The sequence below is a fragment of the Pseudomonas sp. D3-10 genome (assembly GCF_051132175.1).
In the GTDB taxonomy this organism is placed as follows: domain Bacteria; phylum Pseudomonadota; class Gammaproteobacteria; order Pseudomonadales; family Pseudomonadaceae; genus Aquipseudomonas.
In genome coordinates this window covers 4565197-4587299 of the sequence record NZ_CP071668.1, presented here as the reverse complement: position 1 = coordinate 4587299, position 22103 = coordinate 4565197, and the positions used below count along the sequence as shown (strand labels likewise).

Sequence of the window (22103 nt, the reverse complement as noted above, 5' to 3'; positions counted from 1 at the left end):
AGTCGGCGTTACTGCTCTGACCAGTCCTGGGGGCGCTCGGTGCGCTGGTGCAATACTCGCAGGACCTGCAGTTGCCCATGCAAGAGTCGGTAAGGCGCAAAAAACGGATAGCGCGTCAGCACCAGCTCTCGGATATCGGGAGCAGGTGAGGGACGACCCGAGCCAGGAAAACGCTGCAGTTGCTGCAACGTTTCAAGGATCGTGAGGACGACCTCATCAGCATCGTCCGGGCCGATAGCGTGGGAGTAATATTCATGGATCGAGTCGAGGTCACTCTGTGCTTTGTCGGTCAGTACGATGCTCGGCACGCTTTGCCCACTTAGCCTTCACGGCGTCCAGGTCGGTCAGATGTCCAGCATCGGCATCCGCCATGCCTTCGCTGATCGCTTGCAGATGCCACGATTCGGCTTCCACATATCGAACCAATGCACGCTTGAGGTGATATTGACGGTCGCGGTCGGTGGCGGCAGCCAGCAAGTCCAATTGCTGGGCCAGACCTTCCTCGACACGAAAGGACAAAACGGGCGAGGCCATGGTTCATCTCCTGGATGTATACATTGTAGACACCCTAGGCGCTGCCAGAATCTCCGTCAACCGGCGGCGTGCACCGATCGACGAAAACCTTAGCAGGACGAACGCGGGGCAGGCATGGGCATGTGTTGCCAACGTTGTCTTTACATCAGTGCTTGAACATCACATGCCGCACCACCGTGTAATCCTCCAACCCATACATGGACATGTCCTTGCCGTAGCCAGAACGTTTCTGACCGCCATGGGGCATTTCGCTGACCAGCATGAAGTGGGTATTCACCCAGGTGCAGCCGTATTGCAGCCGCGCCGAGAGGCGATGGGCGCGGCCGATGTCGGTGGTCCATACCGATGAGGCCAGTCCGTAGTCCGAATCGTTGGCCCAGGCCAACACTTGCGCTTCATCAAGGAACGGCGTGACGGACACCACCGGGCCGAAGACTTCGCGGCGGACGATTTCGTCATCCTGCTGGGCATCGGCCAGCACTGTCGGTTCGAAAAAGAAACCGTTGCCTTCTACCGCCTTGCCCCCGGTGACCAGGCGGATGTGGGGCTGGGCGATGGCTCGCTCGACGAAGGCGGCCACTCGGTCACGATGCTGGGCAGTGATCAGCGGCCCCATCTCGGTGTCGGGCTCGTTCTGCAGACCGTACTTGATGCTGGCGACGGCGGCGCCGAGTTTCGCGACAAACTTGTCGTAGATGCCTTGCTGGGCGTAGATGCGGCAAGCGGCGGTGCAATCCTGGCCAGCGTTATAGAAGCCGAAGGTGCGGATACCTTCCACCGCAGCGTCGATGTCGGCATCATCGAAAATGATCACCGGGGCCTTGCCGCCCAACTCCATGTGCATGCGTTTGACGCTGTCGGCGGTACTGGAAATGATGTTCGAGCCAGTGGCGATGGAGCCTGTGAGGGATACCATGCGCACTTTCGGGTGGGTGACCAGCGGGTTGCCCACGGTTTGCCCGCGGCCGAAGATCACGTTGAGCACGCCCGCCGGAAATATCTCTGATGCCAATTCCGCCATGCGCAACGCTGTCAGCGGCGTCTGCTCCGACGGCTTGAGCACCACCGTGTTGCCGGCGGCCAGGGCGGGGGCGATTTTCCAGGCAACCATCATCAACGGGTAATTCCACGGTGCGATGGACGCGATGACGCCCACCGGGTCGCGACGGATCATCGAGGTGTGGCCCGGCAGGTATTCGCCGCCCGCCGAGCCGTTCATGCAGCGACTGGCGCCGGCAAAGAAGCGGAACACGTCGGCGATTGCCGGGATTTCGTCGTTCAGCGCGGCGTTGAACGGTTTGCCGCAGTTATCCGATTCCAGTTTCGCCAGTTCCTCGCCATGGGTCTCGATGGCGTCCGCCAGCTTGAGCAGCAACAGGGAACGGTCCTTGGGCGGCACCTGCGACCAGGATTCGAAGGCGTTGTCGGCAGCGCGGACCGCGGCATCGACCTGGGCCTCGCTGGCTTCGTTGATTTCCACCAGCACCCGGCCCAGGGCCGGATTGAAAACGGCCTGGCCAGGGCCCTCGCCGTTGACGAGGTGGCCGTTGATAAGCAGTTTGGTTTGCATGTCCATGTCCTCTTGAACGTTAGTGCTTTTCTGTGGGAGCGAGCCTGCTCGCGAAGGCGTCCATGCAGCCGACATCTGTGTTGAGCGCTGGTCAGTCATCGCGAGCAGGCTCGCCCCCACAGGGGATAATCATCTTGGCGGCGAATCTATTTCCCACCGCTCCCCGCCACGCTTTCGCCACCACGGGTCAGGTAATACGCGCCGAGGATCGGCAACATCGTGACCAACATCACCAGCATCGCCACCACATTGGTTACTGGGACGTCGCGAGGGCGGCTGAGCTGGTTGAGCAGCCAGAGCGGCAAGGTGCGCTCGTGGCCGGCGGTGAAGGTGGTGACGATGATTTCATCGAACGACAAGGCAAACGCCAGCATCCCTCCGGCCAGCAGGGCCGACCCCAGGTTGGGCAGGACGATGTAGCGAAAGGTCTGCCAGCCGTCGGCGCCCAGGTCCATCGAGGCTTCGATCAGACTATGGGACGTGCGGCGCAGGCGGGCGATGACGTTGTTGTAGACGATCACCACGCAGAAGGTTGCGTGGCCGACGATGATGGTGAACATCCCCGGCTCGATGCCCAGGCTCTTGAAGGTCGCCAACAGCGCAATGCCGGTGATGATCCCCGGTAGGGCAATCGGCAGGATCAACATCAGGGAAATGCCTTGTTTGCCGAAGAAGTCCCGGCGATACAGCGCCGCCGAGGCCAGGGTGCCGAGCACCATGGCGATCAGCGTGGCGACAGCCGCCACTTGCAACGACAACTTGATCGCTTCCAGCACGTCCGGGCGCGAAAAGGCCACGCTAAACCATTTCAACGTCAGGCCCTTGGGCGGGAAGCTGAACGCGGCGTCTTCGGTGTTGAAGGCATAAAGGAAGATGATCAGGATCGGGAAGTGCAGGAACACCAGCCCGCCCCATGCCGCGATGCGCAGGCCCCATGACGCTCGAGAGTCAGAGTGCATCGAAAGCCCCCAGTCGCTTGACGATGGAAAGATAGATGGCGATCAGCACGATGGGCACCAGCGTGAATGCCGCGGCCATGGGCATGTTGCCGATGGCGCCTTGCTGGGCGTAGACCATGCTGCCGACGAAGTAGCCCGGCGGGCCCACCAGTTGCGGCACGATGAAATCCCCCAGGGTCAGCGAGAAGGTGAAGATCGAGCCGGCCGCGATGCCTGGGACCGACAGCGGCAGGATCACCTGCATGAATGTCTGGTGTGGACGGGCGCCCAGGTCCGCCGAGGCCTGCAGCAGCGACGGCGGCAGGCGTTCCAGGGATGCCTGGATCGGCAGGATCATGAACGGCAGCCAGATGTAGACGAACACCAGGAAGCGCCCCAAGTGCGATGTGGACAACGTGCTGCCGCCCACGCCGGGAATCTCCAGCGCCCATTGCAGCAGCGGCCCCAGGCCCAGGTGCTGGACGAACCATTGCGCCACGCCGCCTTTGGCCAGCAACAGCGTCCAGGCATAGGCCTTGACGATATAGCTGGCCCACATCGGCAGCATCACCGCGATGTAGAAGAACGCCTTGGTCTTGCCGCTGGTGTGGCGCGCCATGTAATAGGCAATCGGGAACGCAACCAGGGCGCTCGCGATGGACACGGCAATCGCCATGGTCAGGGTGCGAGCGATGATGTCGAAATTCGATGGCTGAAACAGTGCTGAAAAATTCGCCAGGGTCAGGTCCGGCGTGACCGCCATGGTGAAGTCGTCGAAAGTGTAGAAGCCCTGCCAGAGCAGGGTCAGCAACGAACCCAGGTAGATCGCGCCGAACCAGATCAGCGGAGGCACCAGCAGCATCGACAGATACAGATTCGGTCGTCGGTAAAGCAGATTCGAAAAGCGCCGCAACGCCGAGCCGTGCGTCGCTGTTTGAGCCATGGCCAGGGTGCTCATCTCAGACCTCGCTGCCGACGGTGTCGTGCAGGGCAACCATCGCCTCGCGGGCCCAGCGCACGGCCAGGTGCTGGCCGGCCTGATGCCGGGTGCCGTTGTCGCTCCACTGGGTGTTGGCCTGGCTGAGGCTCAGGGTCTGGCCGTTTTCCAGCTTCAATTCGTAGCGTGTCGCGCTGCCTTGGTACTGGATGTCATGGAGCAGGCCATTGACCTCTATTTCATGACTCGCCAGCGGTCCTTCGGCAAAACGCACGTGTTCCGGACGAATCGAGAACGGCTGTGGATAACCGCTCAGTTGTCGCGCCAGTTCGCCGCGGATCACGTTGGAGGTGCCGACGAATTCGGCAACGAAGGTAGTGGCCGGTTTCATGTACAGGTTGCGCGGCGTATCGACCTGTTCAATGCGGCCCTTGTTGAACACCGCCACGCGATCGGACATCGACAACGCTTCGGTCTGGTCATGAGTAACGAAAATGAAGGTGATGCCCAGCTGCCGTTGCAGCTTCTTCAGTTCGCCTTGCATCTGTTCACGCAGCTTCAAGTCGAGGGCGCCCAGCGGCTCGTCCAGCAACAATACCCGTGGGCGATTGACCAACGCACGGGCCAGGGCGACACGCTGGCGCTGGCCGCCGGAAAGTTGCACCGGCTTGCGCTCGCCGTAGCCGCCCAGGGCTACCATCTCCAAGGCTTCGTCGGCGCGCTTGATGCGCTCGGCCTTGGCGACGCCTTTGACTTTCAAGCCATAGGCCACGTTGTCGCGCACATTCATATGGGGGAACAGGGCGTAGTCCTGGAAAACCGTATTCACGTCCCGCTGGTAGGGCGCAAGACCCACGGCTTCTTCACCGTGGATACGGATCGAACCGGCGCTGGGTTGCTCGAAGCCTGCGATCAGCCGCAGGCAGGTGGTCTTGCCGGAGCCGGAAGGGCCCAGCATGGAGAAGAACTCGCCGTCCTGGATGTCGATGGAGACCCGATCGACGGCCTTCACATCGCCGAACTGACGGGACACATGGGTGAACTGGACTGCAAGTGTCATGGTGCGGGGCTCCACAAAACGGGGCGCTATGAATATTGAAATGCAATCCCGTGGCGAGGGAGCTTGCTCCCGCTGGCGGGCGAAGCACGCCCAAAACCGACCGATGCGGTCTTGCCTGTTTCACCGCATCGGCTGGTTTTGGGATGGCTGCGCCATCCAGCGGGAGCAAGCTCCCTCGCCACGGAGATAGTGCGTTAACGCCCACCCATGATCGCTATGTAATCCTGGGTCCAGCGGCTGTACGGTACGAACTTGCCACCCTCGGCCTGGGGCGTTTTCCAGAAAGCGATCTTGTCGAACTGGTCGAAACCGTTGGTTTTGCAACCTTCGGCGCCCAGCAGTTCGCTGCCTTTGCACGCCTCGGGCACGGCAGGCAAGGAGCCGAACCATGCGGCCACGTCACCCTGGACTTTCGGTTGCAGCGACCAATCCATCCACTTGTAGGCGCAGTTGGGGTGCTTGGCCTCGGCGTGCAGCATGGTGGTGTCGGCCCAGCCGGTGGCGCCTTCTTTGGGAATGGTCGAGGCGATTGGCTGTTTCTCGTTCATCAAACCGTTGACCTGATACGGCCAGGCGCCGGACGCCACCACGCCTTCGTTCTTGAAGTCGCTCATCTGCACGGTGGTGTCATGCCAGTAGCGGTGAATCAACGGTTGCTGGGCCCGTAGCAATTGGAGCACAGCCTTGTACTGGGTTTCGTCGAGCTGGTACGGGTCCTTGATACCCAGTTCAGGTTTGGCGGCCATGAGATAAAGCGCCGCGTCGGCGATGTAGATCGGGCCGTCGTAGGCTTGCACGCGCCCCTTGTTCGGCTTTCCGTCGGGCAGGTTCTGGGCTTCGAACAGCACGCTCCAACTGGTCGGTGCCTGCTTGAATACCTGGGTGTTGTACATCAACACGTTTGGGCCCCACTGGTAGGGCGTGCCGTAGGTCTGTTGATTGACCACATACCACGGCGCGTCTTTGAGGCGCGGGTCGAGGTTTTTCCAATTGGCGATCAGCGCGGTGTTGATCGGCTGCACGCGTTTGCCGGCAATCAGCCGCAACGAGGCATCGCCCGAAGCAGTGACGAGGTCATAGCCGCCCTTGCTCATCAGGCTGACCATTTCATCGGACGTGGCGGCGGTTTTCACGTTGACCTTGCAGCCGGTTTCCTTTTCGAAACCGGTGACCCAGTCATAGGCCTTGTCGCTTTCACCGCGTTCGATGTAGCCCGGCCAGGCGACGATATCCAATTGGCCTTCGCCGGCACCAATGGCCTTGAGCGGTTCGGCGGCCTGGACGCTGACGCTGGTCAGCAGCGCCGTGGTGATTGCACTGAGCAATACGGTCTTGTGCGCGTACATGGAAATCCCTCTTGCTTTAATTATGGTCGGGGCAGTTTTTTGAGAACGTGTCGCTGGTTATTGTTTTAGCTTAGCTGCAAGCTCAAAGCTCCCGGCCATGCCGGGCCATGATATGGCGCACCACGCTGTAGTCCTGGAGCGAATCGCTGGACAGATCTTTCCCATAGCCCGAGCGTTTCAAGCCGCCGTGGGGCATCTCGCTGACCAGCATGAAATGGCTGTTGATCCAGGTGCAGCCGTATTGCAGCCGTGCCGCCACTTGCATCGCCTTGTCCAGGTTCTGGGTCCATACCGAGGAGGCCAGGCCATATTCCGAATCGTTGGCCCAGTCCACCGCTTGGCTGAGCTCGTCGAAGCGGGTCACGGTGACCACCGGGCCGAACACTTCCCGTTGGACGATCTCATCGCTTTGCTTGCAGCCGGCCAGCAGCGTCGGCTGATAGTAGAAACCGGCCCCGGAATGCACCGCCGCACCGGTGATGCGTTCGATGTGCGGCTGGCCAAGGGCTCGCTCGACAAAACTGGCGACACGGTCGCGCTGGCGCACGCTGATCAGCGGGCCGATTTCATTGTCGGCGTCGCGCTTGCCGGCAAAGCGCAGGCTGCCGACCGCCGCGCCGAGTTCCGCCACCAGCCGGTCGTGGATACCGGCCTGGGCGTAGATCCGGCAGGCGGCGGTGCAATCCTGTCCGGCGTTGTAATAACCATAGGTGCGCACGCCCTCGATCACCGCTTGGAGATCGGCGTCGTCACAGACAATCACCGGGGCCTTCCCACCCAGTTCCAGATGCGTGCGCTTGAGGGTTTTCGCCGCCGCCTGAAGGATCTTCTGGCCGGTGACGATATCGCCGGTCAGCGAGACCATGCGCACCTTCGGATGGCTGACCAGATGGCTGCCGACGCCTTCGCCGCCACCGCAGATGATGTTGATGACGCCGGGCGGCAGGATCTCGGCCAGTATTGGCGCCAGGGCCAGGATCGACAGCGGCGTGTGCTCGGAAGGCTTGAACACCAAGGTATTGCCAGCGGCCAGGGCCGGGGCGATCTTCCAGGCCGCCATCATGATGGGGTAGTTCCACGGCGCGATGGAGGCCACCACGCCGATCGGGTCGCGGCGCACCATGCTGGTGTAGCCCGGCAGGTATTCACCGCTGAGCTGGCCGGTCTGGCAGCGCACCGCGCCGGCAAAGAAACGGAACACATCCACCGTGGCGCTCAAATCATCCTGGCGAGCCAGGTGCAAGGGCTTGCCGCAGTTCAAGGATTCGAGACGGGCCAGGTGATCGGCATTTTTTTCGATGGCGCTGGCGATTTCCAGCAGCAGGTTCGAGCGTTGTTGCGGCGTGGTACGTGACCAGCCGCCGAAGGCGTGATGAGCCGCGAGGATCGCGGCTTCGACCTGTTCGATACTGCCCTCGGCGATTTGCGCAACCACTTCACCCGTGGCCGGGTTGAGAATCGGCTCGACAAAACCCTCGCCGGCCGCCAATTCTCCGTTGATCAACAACGCGGTACACAACGGGGTTTGCGTGCCAGCCATGTTTTATTTCTCGAGTTGTCAGCAGTCTTGAGGATTCAGCAAGACTAGTGCGCACTCGCAAGGCCTACAAATTCGAAATACTCAACGCTGCGTTCGATTAAATCGATGGCTTGCGTCCGCCATGGGATTGTTCCCGAGCGACCGCCAGGAACGGGTCGACCGAGGCCGGGCGTGCAGTTCCCCGGCGCCAGGCCAGCCCGACATCCAGCGTCTGGTTGAGGTCGGCGATGGGGCGCGCCTCGATGATGTCGCCTTCCAGCGACCAGGGGCGGTAGGTCATGTCCGGCTGGATCGAAACACCCAGGCCGGCCGCCACCAGGCTGCGTACCGCTTCGGTCGAGGCTGTGCGGAGGGTGATTTGCGGTTGCAGGCCGGCGCCGCGCCACAGGCGTTGCGCGTTGCGGTCCATTTCATCGACGTTCAATTGGATCAGCTGTTCCCGGGCGACATCCGCCAGGTGGATGCTGTCGTTTTCAAGCAGCGGATGCTGCGCCGGCAACCACAAGCGATGGGGTGAGTGGGTCAGCACTTCGGTCTGCAGGGCGTGGCGGTCTTCCAGGTTGGAGAGGATCAGCACGCCGACATCGATCTCGCCGCTGACCAACAGATGTTCGATGTAGGGACGTTCGTCCTCCATAACCCGGATTGCCACATTGGGGTAGGCGCGCTGGAAACGGGTCAGGAGATCCGCCAGGTAGTAACCGGCGACCAGGCTGGTCACGCCGATGGTGATCTGGCCGGCCACCTGGTCGGTGCTTTGCTGCAGGCTACGCTTGGCGTTATCGACCGTGGCGAGAATCAGATGGGCCTGGCGCAGGAACTGGTGTCCCTGGTGGGTCAGCGTCATGCCTTTCGCGTGGCGGTTGAACAGGCTGACGCCGATTTCCTCTTCCAGTTGCTGGATTGCCAGGGTCAAGGTCGATTGGGAGATGAATGCGGTCTGCGCGGCGGCGGAGATCGAGCCGGTCTCGGCCACTGCGATGAAATGACGGATCTGGCGCAGGGTCATCATGACGCACATCCTGAGATCGGATTTATCGAGACCTTGAAGTGTATATCGTTTTTATCGAATGTTGCCGGCGAGACTCTGGTTGCCCAGGCAACATCTCGAAGCAATGTGACCAGGGGTAGTAGGGCACTTTCGTTCTAGGCTGAGGGCCTTATGATCCGGTTAACCCGAATGCGTGGAGGCGGCAAATGAACACCCGTGGATTGCTCGATCAGTTACTCAAGTCCGGTCAGGAAATGTTGCAGAACAAGGGCGGCGGTTCGCAAGGCAAGCCATCCAGCGGCCTGGGCGGTTTGCTCGGCGGCTCCGGCAACCTGGGCGGCATGCTGTCCGGCGCGGGGGGCGGGGCGCTGGCGGCGAGCGCCATGGGCATGCTGCTGGGCAACAAGAAAGCCCGCAATTTTGGTGGCAAGGCGCTGGCTTATGGTGGCCTGGCTGCCCTGGGCGTGATTGCCTACAAGGCTTACGGCAATTGGCAGGCCCAACAGGGCAACGCGCCGAAAACCGAGCCGCAGACCCTGGACCGCGTGCCGGCGGCGCAAGTCGAGCAACACAGCCAGGCGATTCTCAAGGCTCTGGTCGCGGCGGCCAAGGCTGACGGCCATGTGGATGACCGCGAGCGGCAGTTGATCGAAGGCGAATTCACCAAGCTCGATAACGACCAGGAGCTTCAACACTGGCTGCATGCCGAGCTCAACAAACCGCTGGACCCCACCGACGTGGCACGTGCCGCAAGCACCCCGGAAATCGCCGCAGAGATGTACATCGCCAGTGTGATGTTGGTGGACGAAGAGAATTTCATGGAAAAGTCCTACCTCGACGAACTGGCGCGGCAGTTGAAGCTGGAGCCGGGATTGAAGGCGGAACTGGAAAAGCAGGTGCGCCAGGCGGCTGCCTGATCTGTTCGTAGAGTAATTGGAAGAGTTGAAACTATACCTGTGGAGGGTTGCTGCGGGATCAGTCCCAGCCGTCGCTGCTGATCCTCCGACCTTCCGGCCGGCAATCGGGTGGGGGTGGAATAGGTTTGCGGCGAAAGATGCTTTTCGTGGCGAGGGAGCTTGATCGCGCTGGGTTGCGCAGCAGCCCTAAAATGGCTCCCTCGGTCAACCTGACACACCGAGCCAACTGGTTTCAGGGGCGCTGCGCGCCCCAGCGGGAGCAAGCTCCCTCGCCACAGGGGGCGTACGCGGAATCTCATTGCCCCTAAAGCCGCCGGGCGGGCTGCCGCTGGCGTTTGATTACGTTATACTCGCCGGCTTTCAAAAGTTCGCCAACGAGTGCTGCCCGCCATGGAAATCAACCCGATCCTGAACACTATCAAGGACCTGTCCGAGCGCTCCGAAACTATTCGGGGGTATCTTTGACTACGATCAAAAGCATGAGCGCCTGACCGAAGTCAATCGCGAGCTTGAAGATCCGAATGTCTGGAACAACCCTTCCTACGCCCAGGAACTGGGCCGCGAGCGTTCTGCGCTGGCGCAGATCGTCGAGACCCTGGACGAATTGTCCAGTGGCCTGGCCGATTGTCGCGACCTGCTGGACATGGCTGTCGAAGAGAACGACGAAGGCGCGGTCGGCGATGTCGTCGCCGAACTGACTCGCCTGGACGAGAACCTCGCCAAGCTGGAATTCCGTCGCATGTTCAGCGGCGAGATGGACATGAACAACGCCTACCTGGACATCCAGGCCGGTTCCGGCGGCACCGAAGCCCAGGACTGGGCCAACATCCTGCTGCGCATGTACCTGCGCTGGGCTGACAAACGCGGTTTCGACGCCACGATCATGGAACTGTCCGCCGGCGAAGTCGCCGGGATCAAGGGCGCCACCGTGCACATCAAGGGCGAATACGCCTTTGGTTGGCTGCGGACCGAGATCGGCGTGCACCGCCTGGTACGCAAGAGCCCGTTCGACTCCGGCAACCGGCGCCACACCTCATTCTCGGCGGTATTCGTCTCTCCGGAAATCGATGACAACATCGAAATCGAGATCAACCCGGCCGACCTGCGCATCGACACCTACCGCTCCTCCGGTGCCGGTGGCCAGCACGTAAACACCACTGACTCGGCCGTGCGGATTACCCACGTACCGACCAACACGGTGGTGAGTTGCCAGAACGAACGTTCCCAGCACGCCAACAAAGACACCGCGATGAAAATGTTGCGGGCCCGCTTGTACGAGCAGGAAGTGCAGAAGCGCAACGCCGCGTCCCAGGCACTGGAAGACACCAAGTCCGACATCGGCTGGGGTCACCAGATCCGTTCGTACGTGCTCGACGCCTCGCGGATCAAGGACTTGCGTACCAGCATCGAACGCAGCGACTGCGACAAAGTGCTCGATGGCGACATCGATGAATACCTGATCGCCAGCCTCAAGCAAGGGCTGTAACGCGACACCCACGCGGTGGGCAGGCACGCTTGCACGCAAGCGAGGCCTGCCCACAAACTCCGGCCCGGGGCCGGGGGCAACGAACCTGTGATGGAATCCTTAAAGACATGAGCGACCTAGAACTCGACCCGCAAGCCCTGCAACAGGAAGAAAACTCCCTGATCGCCCTGCGCAAGGAAAAGCTTGCTGCCGAGCGCGAGAAGGGCCAGGCCTTCCCCAACGACTTCCGCCGCGACGCGTATTGCGACGTCCTGCAGAAGAAGTACGCAGACAAGACCAAGGAAGAGCTGGCCGAGGCGGCGATTGCGGTCAAGGTTGCCGGTCGCATCATGCTCAACCGTGGTTCGTTCATGGTGATCCAGGACATGACCGGGCGCATTCAGGTCTACGTCAACCGCAAGACCCTGCCGGAAGAAACCCTGGCCGCCGTCAAGACCTGGGACCTGGGCGACATCATCGCCGCCGAAGGCACCCTGGCCCGCTCCGGCAAGGGCGACCTGTACGTCGAAATGACCAGCGTGCGCCTGCTGACCAAGTCCTTGCGCCCGCTGCCGGACAAGCACCACGGCCTGACCGACACCGAGCAACGTTACCGCCAGCGCTACGTCGACCTGATCGTCAACGAAGACGTGCGCCAGACCTTCCGCGTGCGTTCGCAAGTCATCGCCCACATCCGCAGCTTCCTGATGAAGCGTGACTTCCTGGAAGTCGAGACGCCGATGCTCCAGACCATCCCTGGCGGCGCGGCGGCCAAGCCGTTCGAAACCCACCATAACGCCCTGGACATGGAAATGTTCCTGCGTATCGCCCCGGAGCTGTACCTCAAGCGCCTGGTGGTCGGCGGCTTCGAGAAAGTGTTCGAGATCAACCGCAACTTCCGTAACGAAGGCGTTTCGACCCGGCACAACCCCGAGTTCACCATGCTCGAGTTCTACCAGGCCTATGCTGACTACGAAGACAACATGGACCTGACCGAAGAACTGTTCCGCGAACTGGCGCAGTTGGTCCTGGGCAGCACCGATGTGCCATACGGCGACAAAGTGTTCCACTTCGGCGAGCCGTTCGTGCGCCTGTCGGTGTTCGATTCGATCCTCAGGTACAACCCTGAGATCACCGCCGCCGATCTGCAGGACATCGACAAGGCCCGTGCCATCGCTAAGAAGGCCGGCGCCAAGGTGCTTGGCTTCGAAGGCCTGGGCAAGCTGCAGGTGATGATTTTCGAAGAGCTGGTGGAGCACAAGCTGGAGCAGCCGCACTTCATCACCCAGTACCCGTTCGAAGTATCGCCGCTGGCCCGTCGCAACGACGAAGACCCAAGCGTGACCGACCGCTTCGAGCTGTTCATCGGTGGCCGGGAAATCGCCAACGCCTATTCCGAGCTCAATGACGCGGAAGACCAGGCCGAGCGCTTCATGGCCCAGGTAGCCGACAAGGACGCGGGCGACGACGAAGCCATGCACTACGACGCCGACTTCGTCCGCGCCTTGGAGTACGGCATGCCGCCGACCGCAGGTGAAGGCATCGGCATCGATCGCCTGGTGATGTTGCTGACCAACTCGCCGTCGATCCGGGATGTGATCCTCTTCCCGCACATGCGGCCCCAAGCGTAATGGTCTGAATCAAAAAGCCGCCTCGATGGGCGGCTTTTTATTGCCTGTCTGGTACAAACGTATCAATTGGTTACTTCTGAAATAGCGAGGAAACACCTGTCGTGAATCGTGCAATGGCTCCAGAAGGTGCAGCGGGCGTCGCCACTGCTGTCGCTGAAAGTGTTCAGTACCAGGGTCGCAAGGCCAGCCGACAGGGCAGTGAACAGCGCCGCCAGGACATTCTCGACGCGGCCATGCGCATCGTCGTGCGCGATGGCGTGCGGGCCGTGCGACACCGCGCGGTGGCCGCCGAAGCGGGCGTGCCGCTGTCGGCCACCACTTACTACTTCAAGGACATCGACGACCTGCTCACCGATACCTTCGCCCAGTACGTGGAGCGCAGCGCGGCGTTCATGGCCAAGCTGTGGACCAACAACGAGGGGCTGCTGCGTGAAATGGTCGCCTACGGGGACGGCAGCGCCGAGTCGCGCTCGCAATTGGCCGACGACATTGCGCGGATGACCGCTGATTATGTGCAGCATCAGTTGCAGAGTCGTCGCGACTATTTGATGGCCGAACAGGCCTTTCGCCAGGAAGCGCTGCTCAACCCACGCCTGGCGGAACTGGTTCGTTCTCATCAACGAATCCTGCTCCATGGCACCTGTCAGTTTTTCCAGGTGTTGGGCTCGCGCGAGCCGCAACAGGATGCCAAAGTGTTGACGGCGATTATCGGTCGGATGGAATATCAGGGCTTGCTCAATGGCGCCGAGCCTGTCGCTGAAGAAGACATGCTCGGCATCCTGACCCGCTACATGCACCTGGTACTGGCGTCGGTGTAGCCCTTATTGGGGTACAACAGGTCCCCCGTGGCGAGGGAGCAAGCTCCCTCGCCACAAGACAAAGCGCTGAAGCCATAGGGAGTTCCAATGAAAGCCTGGCATGCCGTTGTTCTGGCCGTGTCGTTGCTGCTGCTCAGTGGGTGCCTGGTGTCGTTCAAGGCGCCGTTGCCCGACAGCGAAGCCGCGCCCAAGGGCCTGCTCGGCCAATGGACCAGCACCAACGCCTGGGGCGAGCCGTTGAACCTGGAGCTGACGCAAGTCGGCAAGCACCGCTACCAGGCCATCAGCTACTTCAGGGCCAAGCCCCGGGAACGCGAAGCCATTCCCGTGACGGTCTCCCGACACGGCAGCCGCTGGTACCTGTCGGCCAAGGTGCCGGCCCGCTATGGCGGACATTTCGTCATTGCCGGTTTCGAACTGACCGACAAACAGGAACTGGTGGTCTACAACCTGGACATGGAACAGATCAACCAGGCCATCGGCCAGAAGCTCCTCAGTGGTCAGCCGAACCCAAGCGAAGAGGGCGATGGCGTGCTGGTGGACAGCGACATGGTCAAGGTGTTCAGCTACCTCGACGACCCAGCCAATTCCGACGTGTTCTCGGAAGCCGTGCGCTATCAGCGACTGGCCAAATCCCAATAACTGCTACAAGCGGATGTTTTTTTCACAGGAGTTCCGGGTGGACGATTACCAGCAGACGATACGCACCTTGTCCGATCGCATTGTGCTGGCGCAGACGCCGATTCGAATCCTCGACGCGGTGAAGTGGGACGAGAACATCCGCAAAGGTTTTCTCAAGACCAAGGGCAAGGAAATGCCCGCCGTGGACCGCGACTATTATCTCAACCGACCGCTGTCGTTCGATTCCAGCAAAGTGAAGCTGGAGTTTCAGAACATCGAGCGCGACATCACCCGCCAACTCGGGCAGTTCAACCCGGTTGGCCAGATCATGCGCCGCATGTGCAAGGAATACCGCATGGTGGTGCGCATGCTCGAAGCGCGCGGCACCGAGGACTTCGGGCTGATTTCCCAGGAGCTGTATGGCGCGGCGTCCGACGCCTTCCACGCCGGTGACCCGACCCTGGCCGACCTGGGGCTGATGCTGTCCGATTACCTGAACAACATCGATGGCCGTGGCGACCTGAAGGACGAGCCCAAGGTCCTCAGCGCCAAGGAAGCCGTGAGCCTGTTGCAGCATCGCCTCAACCGGGTGTTCGGCGAAGCCGAGGAAACCATCCGCGTGTTCGAGTCCGACGGGATCGTGGCCGACGCGGCGGCGGGCGCCGACTACATCAAGATCCGCACCGACGCGATGTTCAACGAGCGCGATGTGCGCGCCCTGGAGGTCCATGAAGGGCTGGTGCACGTCGGCACCACCCTCAACGGCCTGAACCAGCCGATCTGCACCTTCCTGTCCAAGGGCCCGCCCTCGTCGACAGTGACCCAGGAAGGCCTGGCGATCCTGATGGAGATCATCACCTTCGCGTCTTACCCGAGTCGCTTGCGCAAACTCACCAACCGCACTCGTGCCATTCATATGGTGGAAGAGGGCGCCGATTTCCTGCAGGTCTACGAGTTCTTCCGTGAACAGGGCTTTGAAATGGCCGAAAGCTACGGCAACGCCAGTCGGGTTTTCCGTGGTTCGGTGCCGACCGGACTGCCGTTCACCAAAGACTTGTCCTACCTCAAGGGCTTCATCATGGTTTACAACTATATTCAGCTGGCCGTGCGCAAAGGCAAGCTGGAGCAGGTGCCGTTGCTGTTCTGCGGCAAGACCACCCTGGAGGACATGCGCACGTTGCGCCAGTTAGTGGATGAAGGCCTGGTCGTACCGCCCAAGTACCTGCCCGACCAATTTCGCGACATGAACGCGCTGTCGGCCTGGATGTGCTTCTCCAACTTCTTGAACCACCTGAGCCTGGACCGAATCGAAGCGGATTATTCCAATATCCTTTGAATAACACCCCATCCTTTGTGGGACCGTGTTTCAACCTGAGTTTTAGCGAGGCTTCACCGGATGCGAACCCTCGGCATCATTTGCCTGCTGCTGGCCCTGAGCGGTTGCAGCTCCCTGCTGTTCTACCCCGAACGCGGCCTGCCGTTTACCCCGGAACGGGCCAAGCTTGACTACCGCGACGTCACCCTGACCACCGCCGATGGGCTGAAGCTGCGGGGTTGGTGGCTGCCGGTGAAGCCGGGTGTAGAGGTCAAGGGCACGGTGCTGCATCTTCACGGCAACGGCGGCAACCTGGCCTGGCACCTCGGCGGGAGCTGGTGGTTGCCGGAGCAGGGTTATCAAGTCTTGATGGTCGATTACCGTGGCTATGGCGTTTCCGAAGGCGAGCCGAGCCTGCCGGCGATCTACCAGGACATCGACGCCGCGTTCAATTGGCTCGACCAGGCGCCGGAAGTGCGGGGCAAGCCGTTGGTGCTGCTCGGCCAGAGTCTCGGTGGCGCGCTGGCGGTGCATTACCTGGCCGAGCACCCGCAGCGCCAGCAGCAGCTCAAGGCCTTGGTGCTCGACGGCGTGCCCGCCAGTTATCGTGATGTAGGGCGTTTCGCTCTTGGCACCTCATGGCTGACCTGGCCACTCCAGGTGCCGCTGTCGTGGCTGGTGCCGGACGGCGACAGCGCCATCGGCTCGATCGCGCAATTGAACGGCGTACCGAAACTGATCTACCACAGCCTCGACGATCCGATCGTGCCCCTTTCCAACGGCATCCGCTTGTATCAAGCTGCGCCGCCGCCACGGGTGCTGCAACTGACCCGTGGCGGGCATGTGCAGACCTTCGCCGACCCAACCTGGCGAACCGTGATGCTGCGCTACCTCGACGACCCCCGGCACTTTGACGGCCTGCGCCGCCTGGGCGAAATTCCGAATTACCCGAAATCACCCGTTGAATCACCTGAGAATCCGCAATGAGCGAAGAACGTAACGCCATCCCCCTGATAATCACAGGTATCTGCAGCATCCTCGGCACCGTCGCGGCGCTCTGGTACTACGGCTACCTGCATTTCGCCAAGCCCGAGGATGCGTTGCTGCTCAACGAGTTCACCATGCTCAAGACCGTTCCGGGGGAGGACTACAAGGTTTCCCTGGAGCCGGCGCCGCAAGTGGCCCAGTGCATCGAGGGCGTGCTGGTGTTGTTCGACACCGAACAGAAAGGCCTGACCGGTGTGCTGATCAACGAGAAGAAGCGCGCGGTGCGGTGCATGGGGCAGGAGACCCCACAAAAACTTCAGCCTTAAGCGAGACCCCTGTGGGAGCGAGCTTGCTCGCGATAGCGGTGGTTCAGCAGCATTGATAGTGCCTGACACTCCCCTATCGCGAGCAAGCTCGCTCCCACAAGGATCGTGTGCAGCCAAATAAATTTGATCATAAAAAAGCCCCGCCTGATTGAAGTCAGGCGGGGCTTTTGAGTTGCAGTCAACCGATCAGTTGGCGCTCATGGTCGAACGCGGGGCGACGGGCTGGTTGTCGTTGGAGATGGTGACCTCCACGCGACGGTTCATGGCGCGGCCCGAGACGCTGGTGTTGTCGGCGACCGGGAATTCCTTGCCGTAGCCCTGAGTCACGATGCGGGCCGGGTCGACGCCCATTTTCACCAGGGCGGTGCGCACGGAGCTGGCGCGGCGTTCGGACAGCGATTGGTTGTAGGAGTCCGAACCGGTGCTGTCGGTGTAGCCTTCGATGATCACCTTGCGATCCGGGTTTTCCTGGAGGAACTGCGCCAGTTTGCTCACGTTAGTCATACCGCTGGTACGCAGGTCCGACTTGTTGGTGGCAAACAGCACGTCGCCGAAGGTCACCAGCGTACCGCGCTCGGTCTGCTTGGCGTTGAGGCTGTCCTGCAACTGCTTGATCTGCGCGTTGCGGGCTTCCAGCAGTGCGCGGGCGCGTTCGTCACCGGCGTTTTTCAGCTCGGCTTCGGCGTTGCGCAGGGCAATGGTCTGCTTGGCCACTTCGACACGCTGGTTGGTCAGGTAGGCCAGTTGGTCGACCTTGGCTTCGTCCTCGTTATCCATGTAGGCCTTGTCGGCCTTGGCGAGAAAATCGGCAGCGTCCTTGGTTTCCAGGGCCGCGACCTTGGTGGCCGCCGGGTCGGCCTGCAAGCCGTTGTAGTTGGTGCGCGCCTGTTCCAGGTTCGCGTTCGGATCGTGGGAGCAAGCGGCCAGGGCTACGCAGGCGGCAAGCAGGGCGGGCATCATGAAATGTTTGTGCGTCATAGTCTGTCGTCCTTTTATCAATGAGAAGTGCGTCGTGGCTCGAACCGGGTCACTGGACCTTGTTCATGCCTTCCTGACGCAGTTCCTGAACCCCTTTCTGGGAATCCTTGAGGGCCTGTTCGGCCTTGGCGGCCTGGGCCTTGCGCTCGGCGACGCGGGCATCCCATTCGGCCTGTTCGGCCAGACGCTTGGCCTCTTCGTAATTCTCGTCGTGCATGGCGATCTCGGCCTGCTTGAGCTTGTCCTGGGCCGATTTCATTTCCACGGCGGCAAACTCGGTGCCGCCAGCGCTGACGGCGCTGTTGACCGCAGATTGCGTGACCGCGTATTGCTCCGAAGGTGGGTTGCCGGCACAACCGGCCAGAATGAAGCTGCTACCGATAGCCAGGGCAGCCAACTTCAGGCCGCGCAGGCCAGTGGATGAGGGTTTGGCAGTGCAGGTATTCATAGGCTTCAACTCCATTGGAAAACTCCTGAAAAAAACACCATTCCATGCTGGGACCGAAGCCGTGACGTCTGTTTTGGCGCTGGCGCCAGGGCGCGTTTTTTTAAACGGCCGTTCCAGTATGGTTATTCGGTGTGACCCGAGGCGTTTTTCAAAAGTTCAGGCAAGGATGGCCATTCGCCAAAAGAAATACTGACTGATTGGTCAAGCGCCAAAAAGCTGAACTTTCAAGGCGGGCAGCGGTATTCCAGCGCGACTGGGACAGGCTCCGCGCTGGAATTTCGCACGCTGGAAAGGGCGGCAATCAGTGTTTGGATTTGTCGCTGTGGGAGGAAAGTTCGCGCAGATGACGGCGTGACAGCGCGAGAAAACGTGGCGTCGGGCCCACGTCTTCGTACAGCGGATCACCTTCCTCATCGGTCGATACGACTTGCGATCCCTTGACGTAGGGGAAGCTGGCTTCCAGCTCTTCCAACGCGGCGCCGATCAGCTCCCCGAGCAGTTCTTCGGGCTGACGCTTGGGGTACATGTCGCAGATGGCCGCCAGGCGCGCAGCGGCCTCTACATCGAGATGAATCGTGTAGCCGGTCTGGGTCAGGCGACCCTTGGCATTTTCTTCCCAATGCTGGGCAAGCTCACGGATTTTCATGATGACCTCATCAATAGCCCTGCTTATGGCAGGCGCGACAGTGACAAGCCGTTGTGTGGCTTATCTTGAGACTAGCTTTGTCCGACAAGGTTTAATGTCCCTTCGTCGCTTGTCATAAACGATCAGCATCGGCACTCTCTCCTACAAAGCTGTCCGGACCTTTTGCTGGAGAACTGCTGATGACCGATATCGATGCCCGCCTGCGCGAGGATGTCCACCTGCTCGGCGAATTGCTGGGCAACACCATTCGCGACCAGTACGGGGACACCTTTCTCGACAAGATCGAGCAGATCCGCAAAGGCGCCAAGGCGGACCGACGTGGTTCCATGGACGCCGAACTGAGCGCCAGCCTCAATCAGTTGAGCGAGGAGGAATTGCTGCCGGTCGCGCGAGCGTTCAACCAGTTCTTGAACCTGGCCAACATCGCTGAGCAATACCAGTTGATTCATCGGCGCGAAGAATCCAAGCCTGCGCCGTTTGAAGCGCGAGTGTTGCCCGAGTTGCTGGCACGCTTGCGCGCCGAAGGCCACAGCGCCGAATCGCTGGCCCGGCAGTTGGGCCGGCTCGATATCGAGTTGGTCCTCACCGCCCACCCCACGGAAGTCGCCCGGCGTACGCTGATCCAGAAATACGACGCCATCGCCGCGCAACTGGCGGCCCAGGATCACCGTGACCTCACCAGTGCCGAGCGCGCGCAGATCCATGAGCGCTTGCAAAGATTGATCGCCGAAGCCTGGCACACCGAAGAAATCCGCCGCACCCGGCCCACGCCCGTGGACGAGGCCAAGTGGGGCTTTGCGGTGATCGAGCATTCGCTGTGGCAGGCCATCCCCAATTACCTGCGCAAGGCCGACCAGGCCCTGCACGCCGCCACCGGGCTGCGCTTGCCGCTGGAAGCCGCGCCGATCCGCTTTGCCTCCTGGATGGGCGGCGACCGGGATGGCAACCCGAACGTCACCGCCGCGGTCACACGCGAAGTGCTGTTGCTGGCGCGTTGGATGGCGGCGGACCTTTATCTGCGCGATGTCGATCACCTGGCGGCCGACCTCTCCATGCAAAAGGCCAGCGAGGCCTTGCGCGCCCAGGCCGGTGACAGCGCCGAACCCTATCGCGCGGTACTCAAGCAATTGCGTGAACGCCTGCGGGCCACCCGCAACTGGGCCCAGGCCTCCTTGAAAGCCACTACGCCGGCCTCTGCCGAAGTGTTGCAGGACAACCGCGAACTGCTCGATCCGCTGGAGTTGTGCTATCAGTCCCTGCACGAGTGCGGCATGGGGGTGATTGCCGACGGGCCGCTGCTCGATTGCCTGCGCCGCGCGGTGACCTTCGGGCTGTTCCTCGTACGCCTCGATGTGCGCCAGGATTCGACGCGCCACACGACGGCCATGACCGAGATCACCGATTACCTCGGGCTTGGACGCTATGAAGACTGGGACGAAGAGCAGCGCATCCGTTTTCTGCTGGATGAGCTGAATAACCGACGTCCGTTGTTGCCGCCGCATTTCAAACCGTCGGCCGACACTGGTGAGGTCCTGGCGACCTGTCGGGAAGTCGCGGCGGCGCCGGCGGCGTCCCTGGGTTCCTACGTGATCTCGATGGCCGGTGCCGCTTCCGATGTGCTGGCAGTGCAATTGCTGCTCAAGGAAGCCGGCGTGTTGCGGCCGATGCGGGTGGTGCCGCTGTTCGAAACCCTCGCCGACCTGGACAACGCTGGGCCGGTGATGGAGCGCCTGCTGGCGTTGCCGGGTTATCGCTCGCGCCTGCATGGACCCCAGGAGGTGATGATCGGCTATTCCGATTCAGCCAAGGACGCCGGGACCACGGCGGCGGCCTGGGCACAGTATCGAGCGCAGGAGCGACTCGTGGACATCTGCCGCGAGCAGCAAGTCGAACTGCTGTTGTTTCATGGTCGCGGGGGTACGGTAGGCCGTGGCGGTGGCCCGGCGCACGCGGCGATCCTGTCGCAGCCGCCAGGTTCGGTGGCGGGGCGGTTCCGCACCACTGAGCAAGGCGAAATGATTCGTTTCAAATTCGGCCTGCCGGACATCGCCGAACAGAACCTCAACCTTTATCTCGCTGCGGTGCTGGAAGCGACCCTGCTGCCACCGCCGCCGCCCACGCCAGAATGGCGCCATTTGATGGACGAATTGGCCGCTGACGGTGTCAGTGCCTACCGCGCGGTGGTGCGGGAAAATCCGCAATTCGTCGAGTATTTTCGCCAGTCCACGCCGGAGCAGGAGTTGGGTCGTCTGCCCTTGGGCAGCCGTCCGGCCAAGCGTCGCGCCGGGGGGATCGAGAGCTTGCGGGCGATTCCGTGGATCTTCGGCTGGACCCAGACCCGCCTGATGCTGCCAGCCTGGCTCGGTTGGGAAACCGCCCTGGGCAAGGCGCTGGAGCGCGGCGAGGGTGAATTGCTGGGGCAGATGCGCGAACAATGGCCGTTCTTCCGCACCCGCATCGACATGCTGGAGATGGTGCTGGCCAAGGCCGACGCCGATATTGCCCAGTCTTACGATGAGCGTCTGGTGGAACCGGCATTGCTGCCGTTGGGCGAGCATTTACGCGACCTATTGTCGCAGGCCTGCTCGGTGGTCCTGGGGTTGACCGGCCAGTCGCAGCTACTGGCACATAGCCCAGATACCTTGGAATTCATTCGCCTGCGCAACACTTACCTCGACCCCTTGCACCTGTTGCAAGCCGAACTGCTGGCACGGTCGCGGCAGCAGGACGTTGCCCAAGGCAGCCCCGTGGAACAGGCATTGCTGGTGTCTGTAGCCGGGATCGCCGCCGGTTTGCGCAACACCGGCTGACGTCGGGTCGTTACCCGCGACAACTCGCCCGGCTCGTCCGGGCGTAGCCGTTTATGGAGAACGACAGGTCGGCCAGGCGACAGTTTGTTGTCAGGTTGCGACTCTCGCCACCTCGTACGAAGGTCGCGTTCGACGCGGGTTCCTCCGACTTTCGGCGGCTTGTGTGGGTCGGGCCTGCTGTGTATCTTGATCAGCCTTTGGCCGTTTGGGCGGCCACGATCCTGT

At 61.6% G+C, this 22103-nt stretch carries 21 protein-coding genes; 9 read left to right on the top strand and 12 right to left on the bottom strand.

The window, feature by feature from the left end; all coding sequences use genetic code 11:
* Window positions 1–8: 8 nt before the first annotated feature.
* The 9 genes from J3P90_RS20705 to J3P90_RS20665 all read right to left on the bottom strand — a co-directional run bounded on the left by J3P90_RS20705 (window position 9) and on the right by J3P90_RS20665 (window position 8937).
* The gene (locus J3P90_RS20705; RefSeq protein WP_434609763.1) at window positions 9–308 is read right to left on the bottom strand and encodes a type II toxin-antitoxin system RelE/ParE family toxin; all 300 of its coding nucleotides are present in this window, start codon (window positions 306–308) and stop codon (window positions 9–11) included.
* Entirely contained in the window at window positions 271–534 is a 264-nt protein-coding gene (locus J3P90_RS20700; RefSeq protein ID WP_420764194.1) for a CopG family ribbon-helix-helix protein, read from the bottom strand. The genes J3P90_RS20705 and J3P90_RS20700 overlap by 38 nt, the downstream gene beginning before the upstream one ends.
* Before the next feature lie 145 nt (window positions 535–679).
* The gene (locus J3P90_RS20695; RefSeq protein WP_434675316.1) at window positions 680–2104 is read right to left on the bottom strand and encodes a gamma-aminobutyraldehyde dehydrogenase; all 1425 of its coding nucleotides are present in this window, start codon (window positions 2102–2104) and stop codon (window positions 680–682) included.
* A 146-nt stretch (window positions 2105–2250) separates the two neighbouring features.
* Window positions 2251–3063: an ABC transporter permease gene (locus J3P90_RS20690; protein ID WP_434609768.1), complete on the bottom strand. Its 813-nt coding sequence runs from the start codon at window positions 3061–3063 to the stop codon at window positions 2251–2253.
* A complete protein-coding gene (locus tag J3P90_RS20685; RefSeq protein ID WP_434609770.1) occupies window positions 3053–4000 on the bottom strand; it encodes an ABC transporter permease in 948 nt (315 codons plus the stop codon). Before J3P90_RS20685 ends, J3P90_RS20690 begins: the two co-directional genes overlap by 11 nt.
* Window position 4001: 1 nt before the next feature.
* The gene (locus J3P90_RS20680; protein ID WP_434609772.1) at window positions 4002–5039 is read right to left on the bottom strand and encodes an ABC transporter ATP-binding protein; all 1038 of its coding nucleotides are present in this window, start codon (window positions 5037–5039) and stop codon (window positions 4002–4004) included.
* A gap of 194 nt (window positions 5040–5233) precedes the next feature.
* The gene (ydcS, locus tag J3P90_RS20675) at window positions 5234–6385 is read right to left on the bottom strand and encodes a putative ABC transporter substrate-binding protein YdcS (protein WP_434675315.1); all 1152 of its coding nucleotides are present in this window, start codon (window positions 6383–6385) and stop codon (window positions 5234–5236) included.
* 82 nt (window positions 6386–6467) lie between these two features.
* Window positions 6468–7925: a gamma-aminobutyraldehyde dehydrogenase gene (locus J3P90_RS20670; protein ID WP_420764200.1), complete on the bottom strand. Its 1458-nt coding sequence runs from the start codon at window positions 7923–7925 to the stop codon at window positions 6468–6470.
* Window positions 7926–8022: 97 nt separating this feature from the next.
* Entirely contained in the window at window positions 8023–8937 is a 915-nt protein-coding gene (locus J3P90_RS20665; protein ID WP_420764201.1) for a LysR family transcriptional regulator, read from the bottom strand.
* Between the two features lie 185 nt (window positions 8938–9122).
* On the opposite strand from J3P90_RS20665, the gene J3P90_RS20660 reads away from it, so the two are divergent.
* The 8 genes from J3P90_RS20660 (at window position 9123) to J3P90_RS20625 (ending at window position 16996) form a co-directional block, all read left to right on the top strand.
* On the top strand, window positions 9123–9833 hold the full coding sequence (locus J3P90_RS20660; protein WP_434650084.1) for a tellurite resistance TerB family protein: 711 nt from the start codon (window positions 9123–9125) through the stop codon (window positions 9831–9833).
* Window positions 9834–10223: 390 nt separating this feature from the next.
* Window positions 10224–11319, top strand: a protein-coding gene (prfB, locus tag J3P90_RS20655; RefSeq protein ID WP_095963568.1) for a peptide chain release factor 2 whose coding sequence is annotated in 2 segments (ribosomal slippage) — window positions 10224–10295 and window positions 10297–11319 — 1095 coding nt in all. Because the reading frame shifts where the segments join, the coding sequence is not laid out codon by codon here.
* 107 nt (window positions 11320–11426) lie between these two features.
* Window positions 11427–12929: a lysine--tRNA ligase gene (gene lysS / locus J3P90_RS20650; RefSeq protein ID WP_434675314.1), complete on the top strand. Its 1503-nt coding sequence runs from the start codon at window positions 11427–11429 to the stop codon at window positions 12927–12929.
* A 101-nt stretch (window positions 12930–13030) separates the two neighbouring features.
* Window positions 13031–13747 (top strand): TetR/AcrR family transcriptional regulator, encoded by a 717-nt coding sequence (locus J3P90_RS20645; protein WP_420764204.1) that lies wholly within the window; start codon window positions 13031–13033, stop codon window positions 13745–13747.
* A gap of 87 nt (window positions 13748–13834) precedes the next feature.
* Window positions 13835–14389 (top strand): hypothetical protein, encoded by a 555-nt coding sequence (locus tag J3P90_RS20640; RefSeq protein ID WP_434562495.1) that lies wholly within the window; start codon window positions 13835–13837, stop codon window positions 14387–14389.
* A 13-nt stretch (window positions 14390–14402) separates the two neighbouring features.
* Window positions 14403–15704, top strand: a complete 1302-nt coding sequence (locus J3P90_RS20635; protein ID WP_434675313.1) for a flavohemoglobin expression-modulating QEGLA motif protein — start codon at window positions 14403–14405, stop codon at window positions 15702–15704.
* A 60-nt stretch (window positions 15705–15764) separates the two neighbouring features.
* Window positions 15765–16670, top strand: a complete 906-nt coding sequence (locus J3P90_RS20630; protein ID WP_434650086.1) for an alpha/beta hydrolase — start codon at window positions 15765–15767, stop codon at window positions 16668–16670.
* Window positions 16667–16996: a hypothetical protein gene (locus J3P90_RS20625; RefSeq protein ID WP_434609784.1), complete on the top strand. Its 330-nt coding sequence runs from the start codon at window positions 16667–16669 to the stop codon at window positions 16994–16996. Before J3P90_RS20630 ends, J3P90_RS20625 begins: the two co-directional genes overlap by 4 nt.
* A 186-nt stretch (window positions 16997–17182) precedes the next feature.
* On the opposite strand, the gene J3P90_RS20620 is transcribed toward J3P90_RS20625, so the two are convergent.
* From J3P90_RS20620 to J3P90_RS20610, 3 genes are all read right to left on the bottom strand, one after another.
* Complete coding sequence (locus J3P90_RS20620; protein WP_420764209.1) at window positions 17183–17974, bottom strand: OmpA family protein; 792 nt, start codon at window positions 17972–17974, stop codon at window positions 17183–17185.
* Between the two features lie 49 nt (window positions 17975–18023).
* On the bottom strand, window positions 18024–18437 hold the full coding sequence (locus J3P90_RS20615; RefSeq protein ID WP_014336761.1) for a DUF4398 domain-containing protein: 414 nt from the start codon (window positions 18435–18437) through the stop codon (window positions 18024–18026).
* A 286-nt stretch (window positions 18438–18723) separates the two neighbouring features.
* Window positions 18724–19068, bottom strand: coding sequence for a pilin assembly protein (locus J3P90_RS20610; protein ID WP_420764210.1), 345 nt, complete (start codon window positions 19066–19068; stop codon window positions 18724–18726).
* Window positions 19069–19247: 179 nt separating this feature from the next.
* Between J3P90_RS20610 and ppc the strand changes: the two genes are divergently transcribed.
* Window positions 19248–21878: a phosphoenolpyruvate carboxylase gene (ppc, locus tag J3P90_RS20605; RefSeq protein ID WP_434675312.1), complete on the top strand. Its 2631-nt coding sequence runs from the start codon at window positions 19248–19250 to the stop codon at window positions 21876–21878.
* The last annotated feature ends 225 nt before the right edge of the window (window positions 21879–22103 follow it).

What these genes read in the sequence shown, in the direction of transcription:
- J3P90_RS20700 (WP_420764194.1), bottom strand. Translation starts at nt 534, where the DNA reads ATGGCCTCGCCCGTTTTGTCCTTTCGTGTCGAGGAAGGTCTGGCCCAG.
- J3P90_RS20695 (WP_434675316.1), bottom strand. Translation starts at nt 2,104, where the DNA reads ATGCAAACCAAACTGCTTATCAACGGCCACCTCGTCAACGGCGAGGGC.
- J3P90_RS20690 (WP_434609768.1), bottom strand. Translation starts at nt 3,063, where the DNA reads ATGCACTCTGACTCTCGAGCGTCATGGGGCCTGCGCATCGCGGCATGG.
- J3P90_RS20685 (WP_434609770.1), bottom strand. Translation starts at nt 4,000, where the DNA reads ATGAGCACCCTGGCCATGGCTCAAACAGCGACGCACGGCTCGGCGTTG.
- J3P90_RS20680 (WP_434609772.1), bottom strand. Translation starts at nt 5,039, where the DNA reads ATGACACTTGCAGTCCAGTTCACCCATGTGTCCCGTCAGTTCGGCGAT.
- ydcS (WP_434675315.1), bottom strand. Translation starts at nt 6,385, where the DNA reads ATGTACGCGCACAAGACCGTATTGCTCAGTGCAATCACCACGGCGCTG.
- J3P90_RS20670 (WP_420764200.1), bottom strand. Translation starts at nt 7,925, where the DNA reads ATGGCTGGCACGCAAACCCCGTTGTGTACCGCGTTGTTGATCAACGGA.
- J3P90_RS20665 (WP_420764201.1), bottom strand. Translation starts at nt 8,937, where the DNA reads ATGATGACCCTGCGCCAGATCCGTCATTTCATCGCAGTGGCCGAGACC.
- J3P90_RS20660 (WP_434650084.1), top strand. Translation starts at nt 9,123, where the DNA reads ATGAACACCCGTGGATTGCTCGATCAGTTACTCAAGTCCGGTCAGGAA.
- lysS (WP_434675314.1), top strand. Translation starts at nt 11,427, where the DNA reads ATGAGCGACCTAGAACTCGACCCGCAAGCCCTGCAACAGGAAGAAAAC.
- J3P90_RS20640 (WP_434562495.1), top strand. Translation starts at nt 13,835, where the DNA reads ATGAAAGCCTGGCATGCCGTTGTTCTGGCCGTGTCGTTGCTGCTGCTC.
- J3P90_RS20635 (WP_434675313.1), top strand. Translation starts at nt 14,403, where the DNA reads ATGTTTTTTTCACAGGAGTTCCGGGTGGACGATTACCAGCAGACGATA.
- J3P90_RS20630 (WP_434650086.1), top strand. Translation starts at nt 15,765, where the DNA reads ATGCGAACCCTCGGCATCATTTGCCTGCTGCTGGCCCTGAGCGGTTGC.
- J3P90_RS20625 (WP_434609784.1), top strand. Translation starts at nt 16,667, where the DNA reads ATGAGCGAAGAACGTAACGCCATCCCCCTGATAATCACAGGTATCTGC.
- J3P90_RS20620 (WP_420764209.1), bottom strand. Translation starts at nt 17,974, where the DNA reads ATGACGCACAAACATTTCATGATGCCCGCCCTGCTTGCCGCCTGCGTA.
- J3P90_RS20615 (WP_014336761.1), bottom strand. Translation starts at nt 18,437, where the DNA reads ATGGAGTTGAAGCCTATGAATACCTGCACTGCCAAACCCTCATCCACT.
- J3P90_RS20610 (WP_420764210.1), bottom strand. Translation starts at nt 19,068, where the DNA reads ATGAAAATCCGTGAGCTTGCCCAGCATTGGGAAGAAAATGCCAAGGGT.
- ppc (WP_434675312.1), top strand. Translation starts at nt 19,248, where the DNA reads ATGACCGATATCGATGCCCGCCTGCGCGAGGATGTCCACCTGCTCGGC.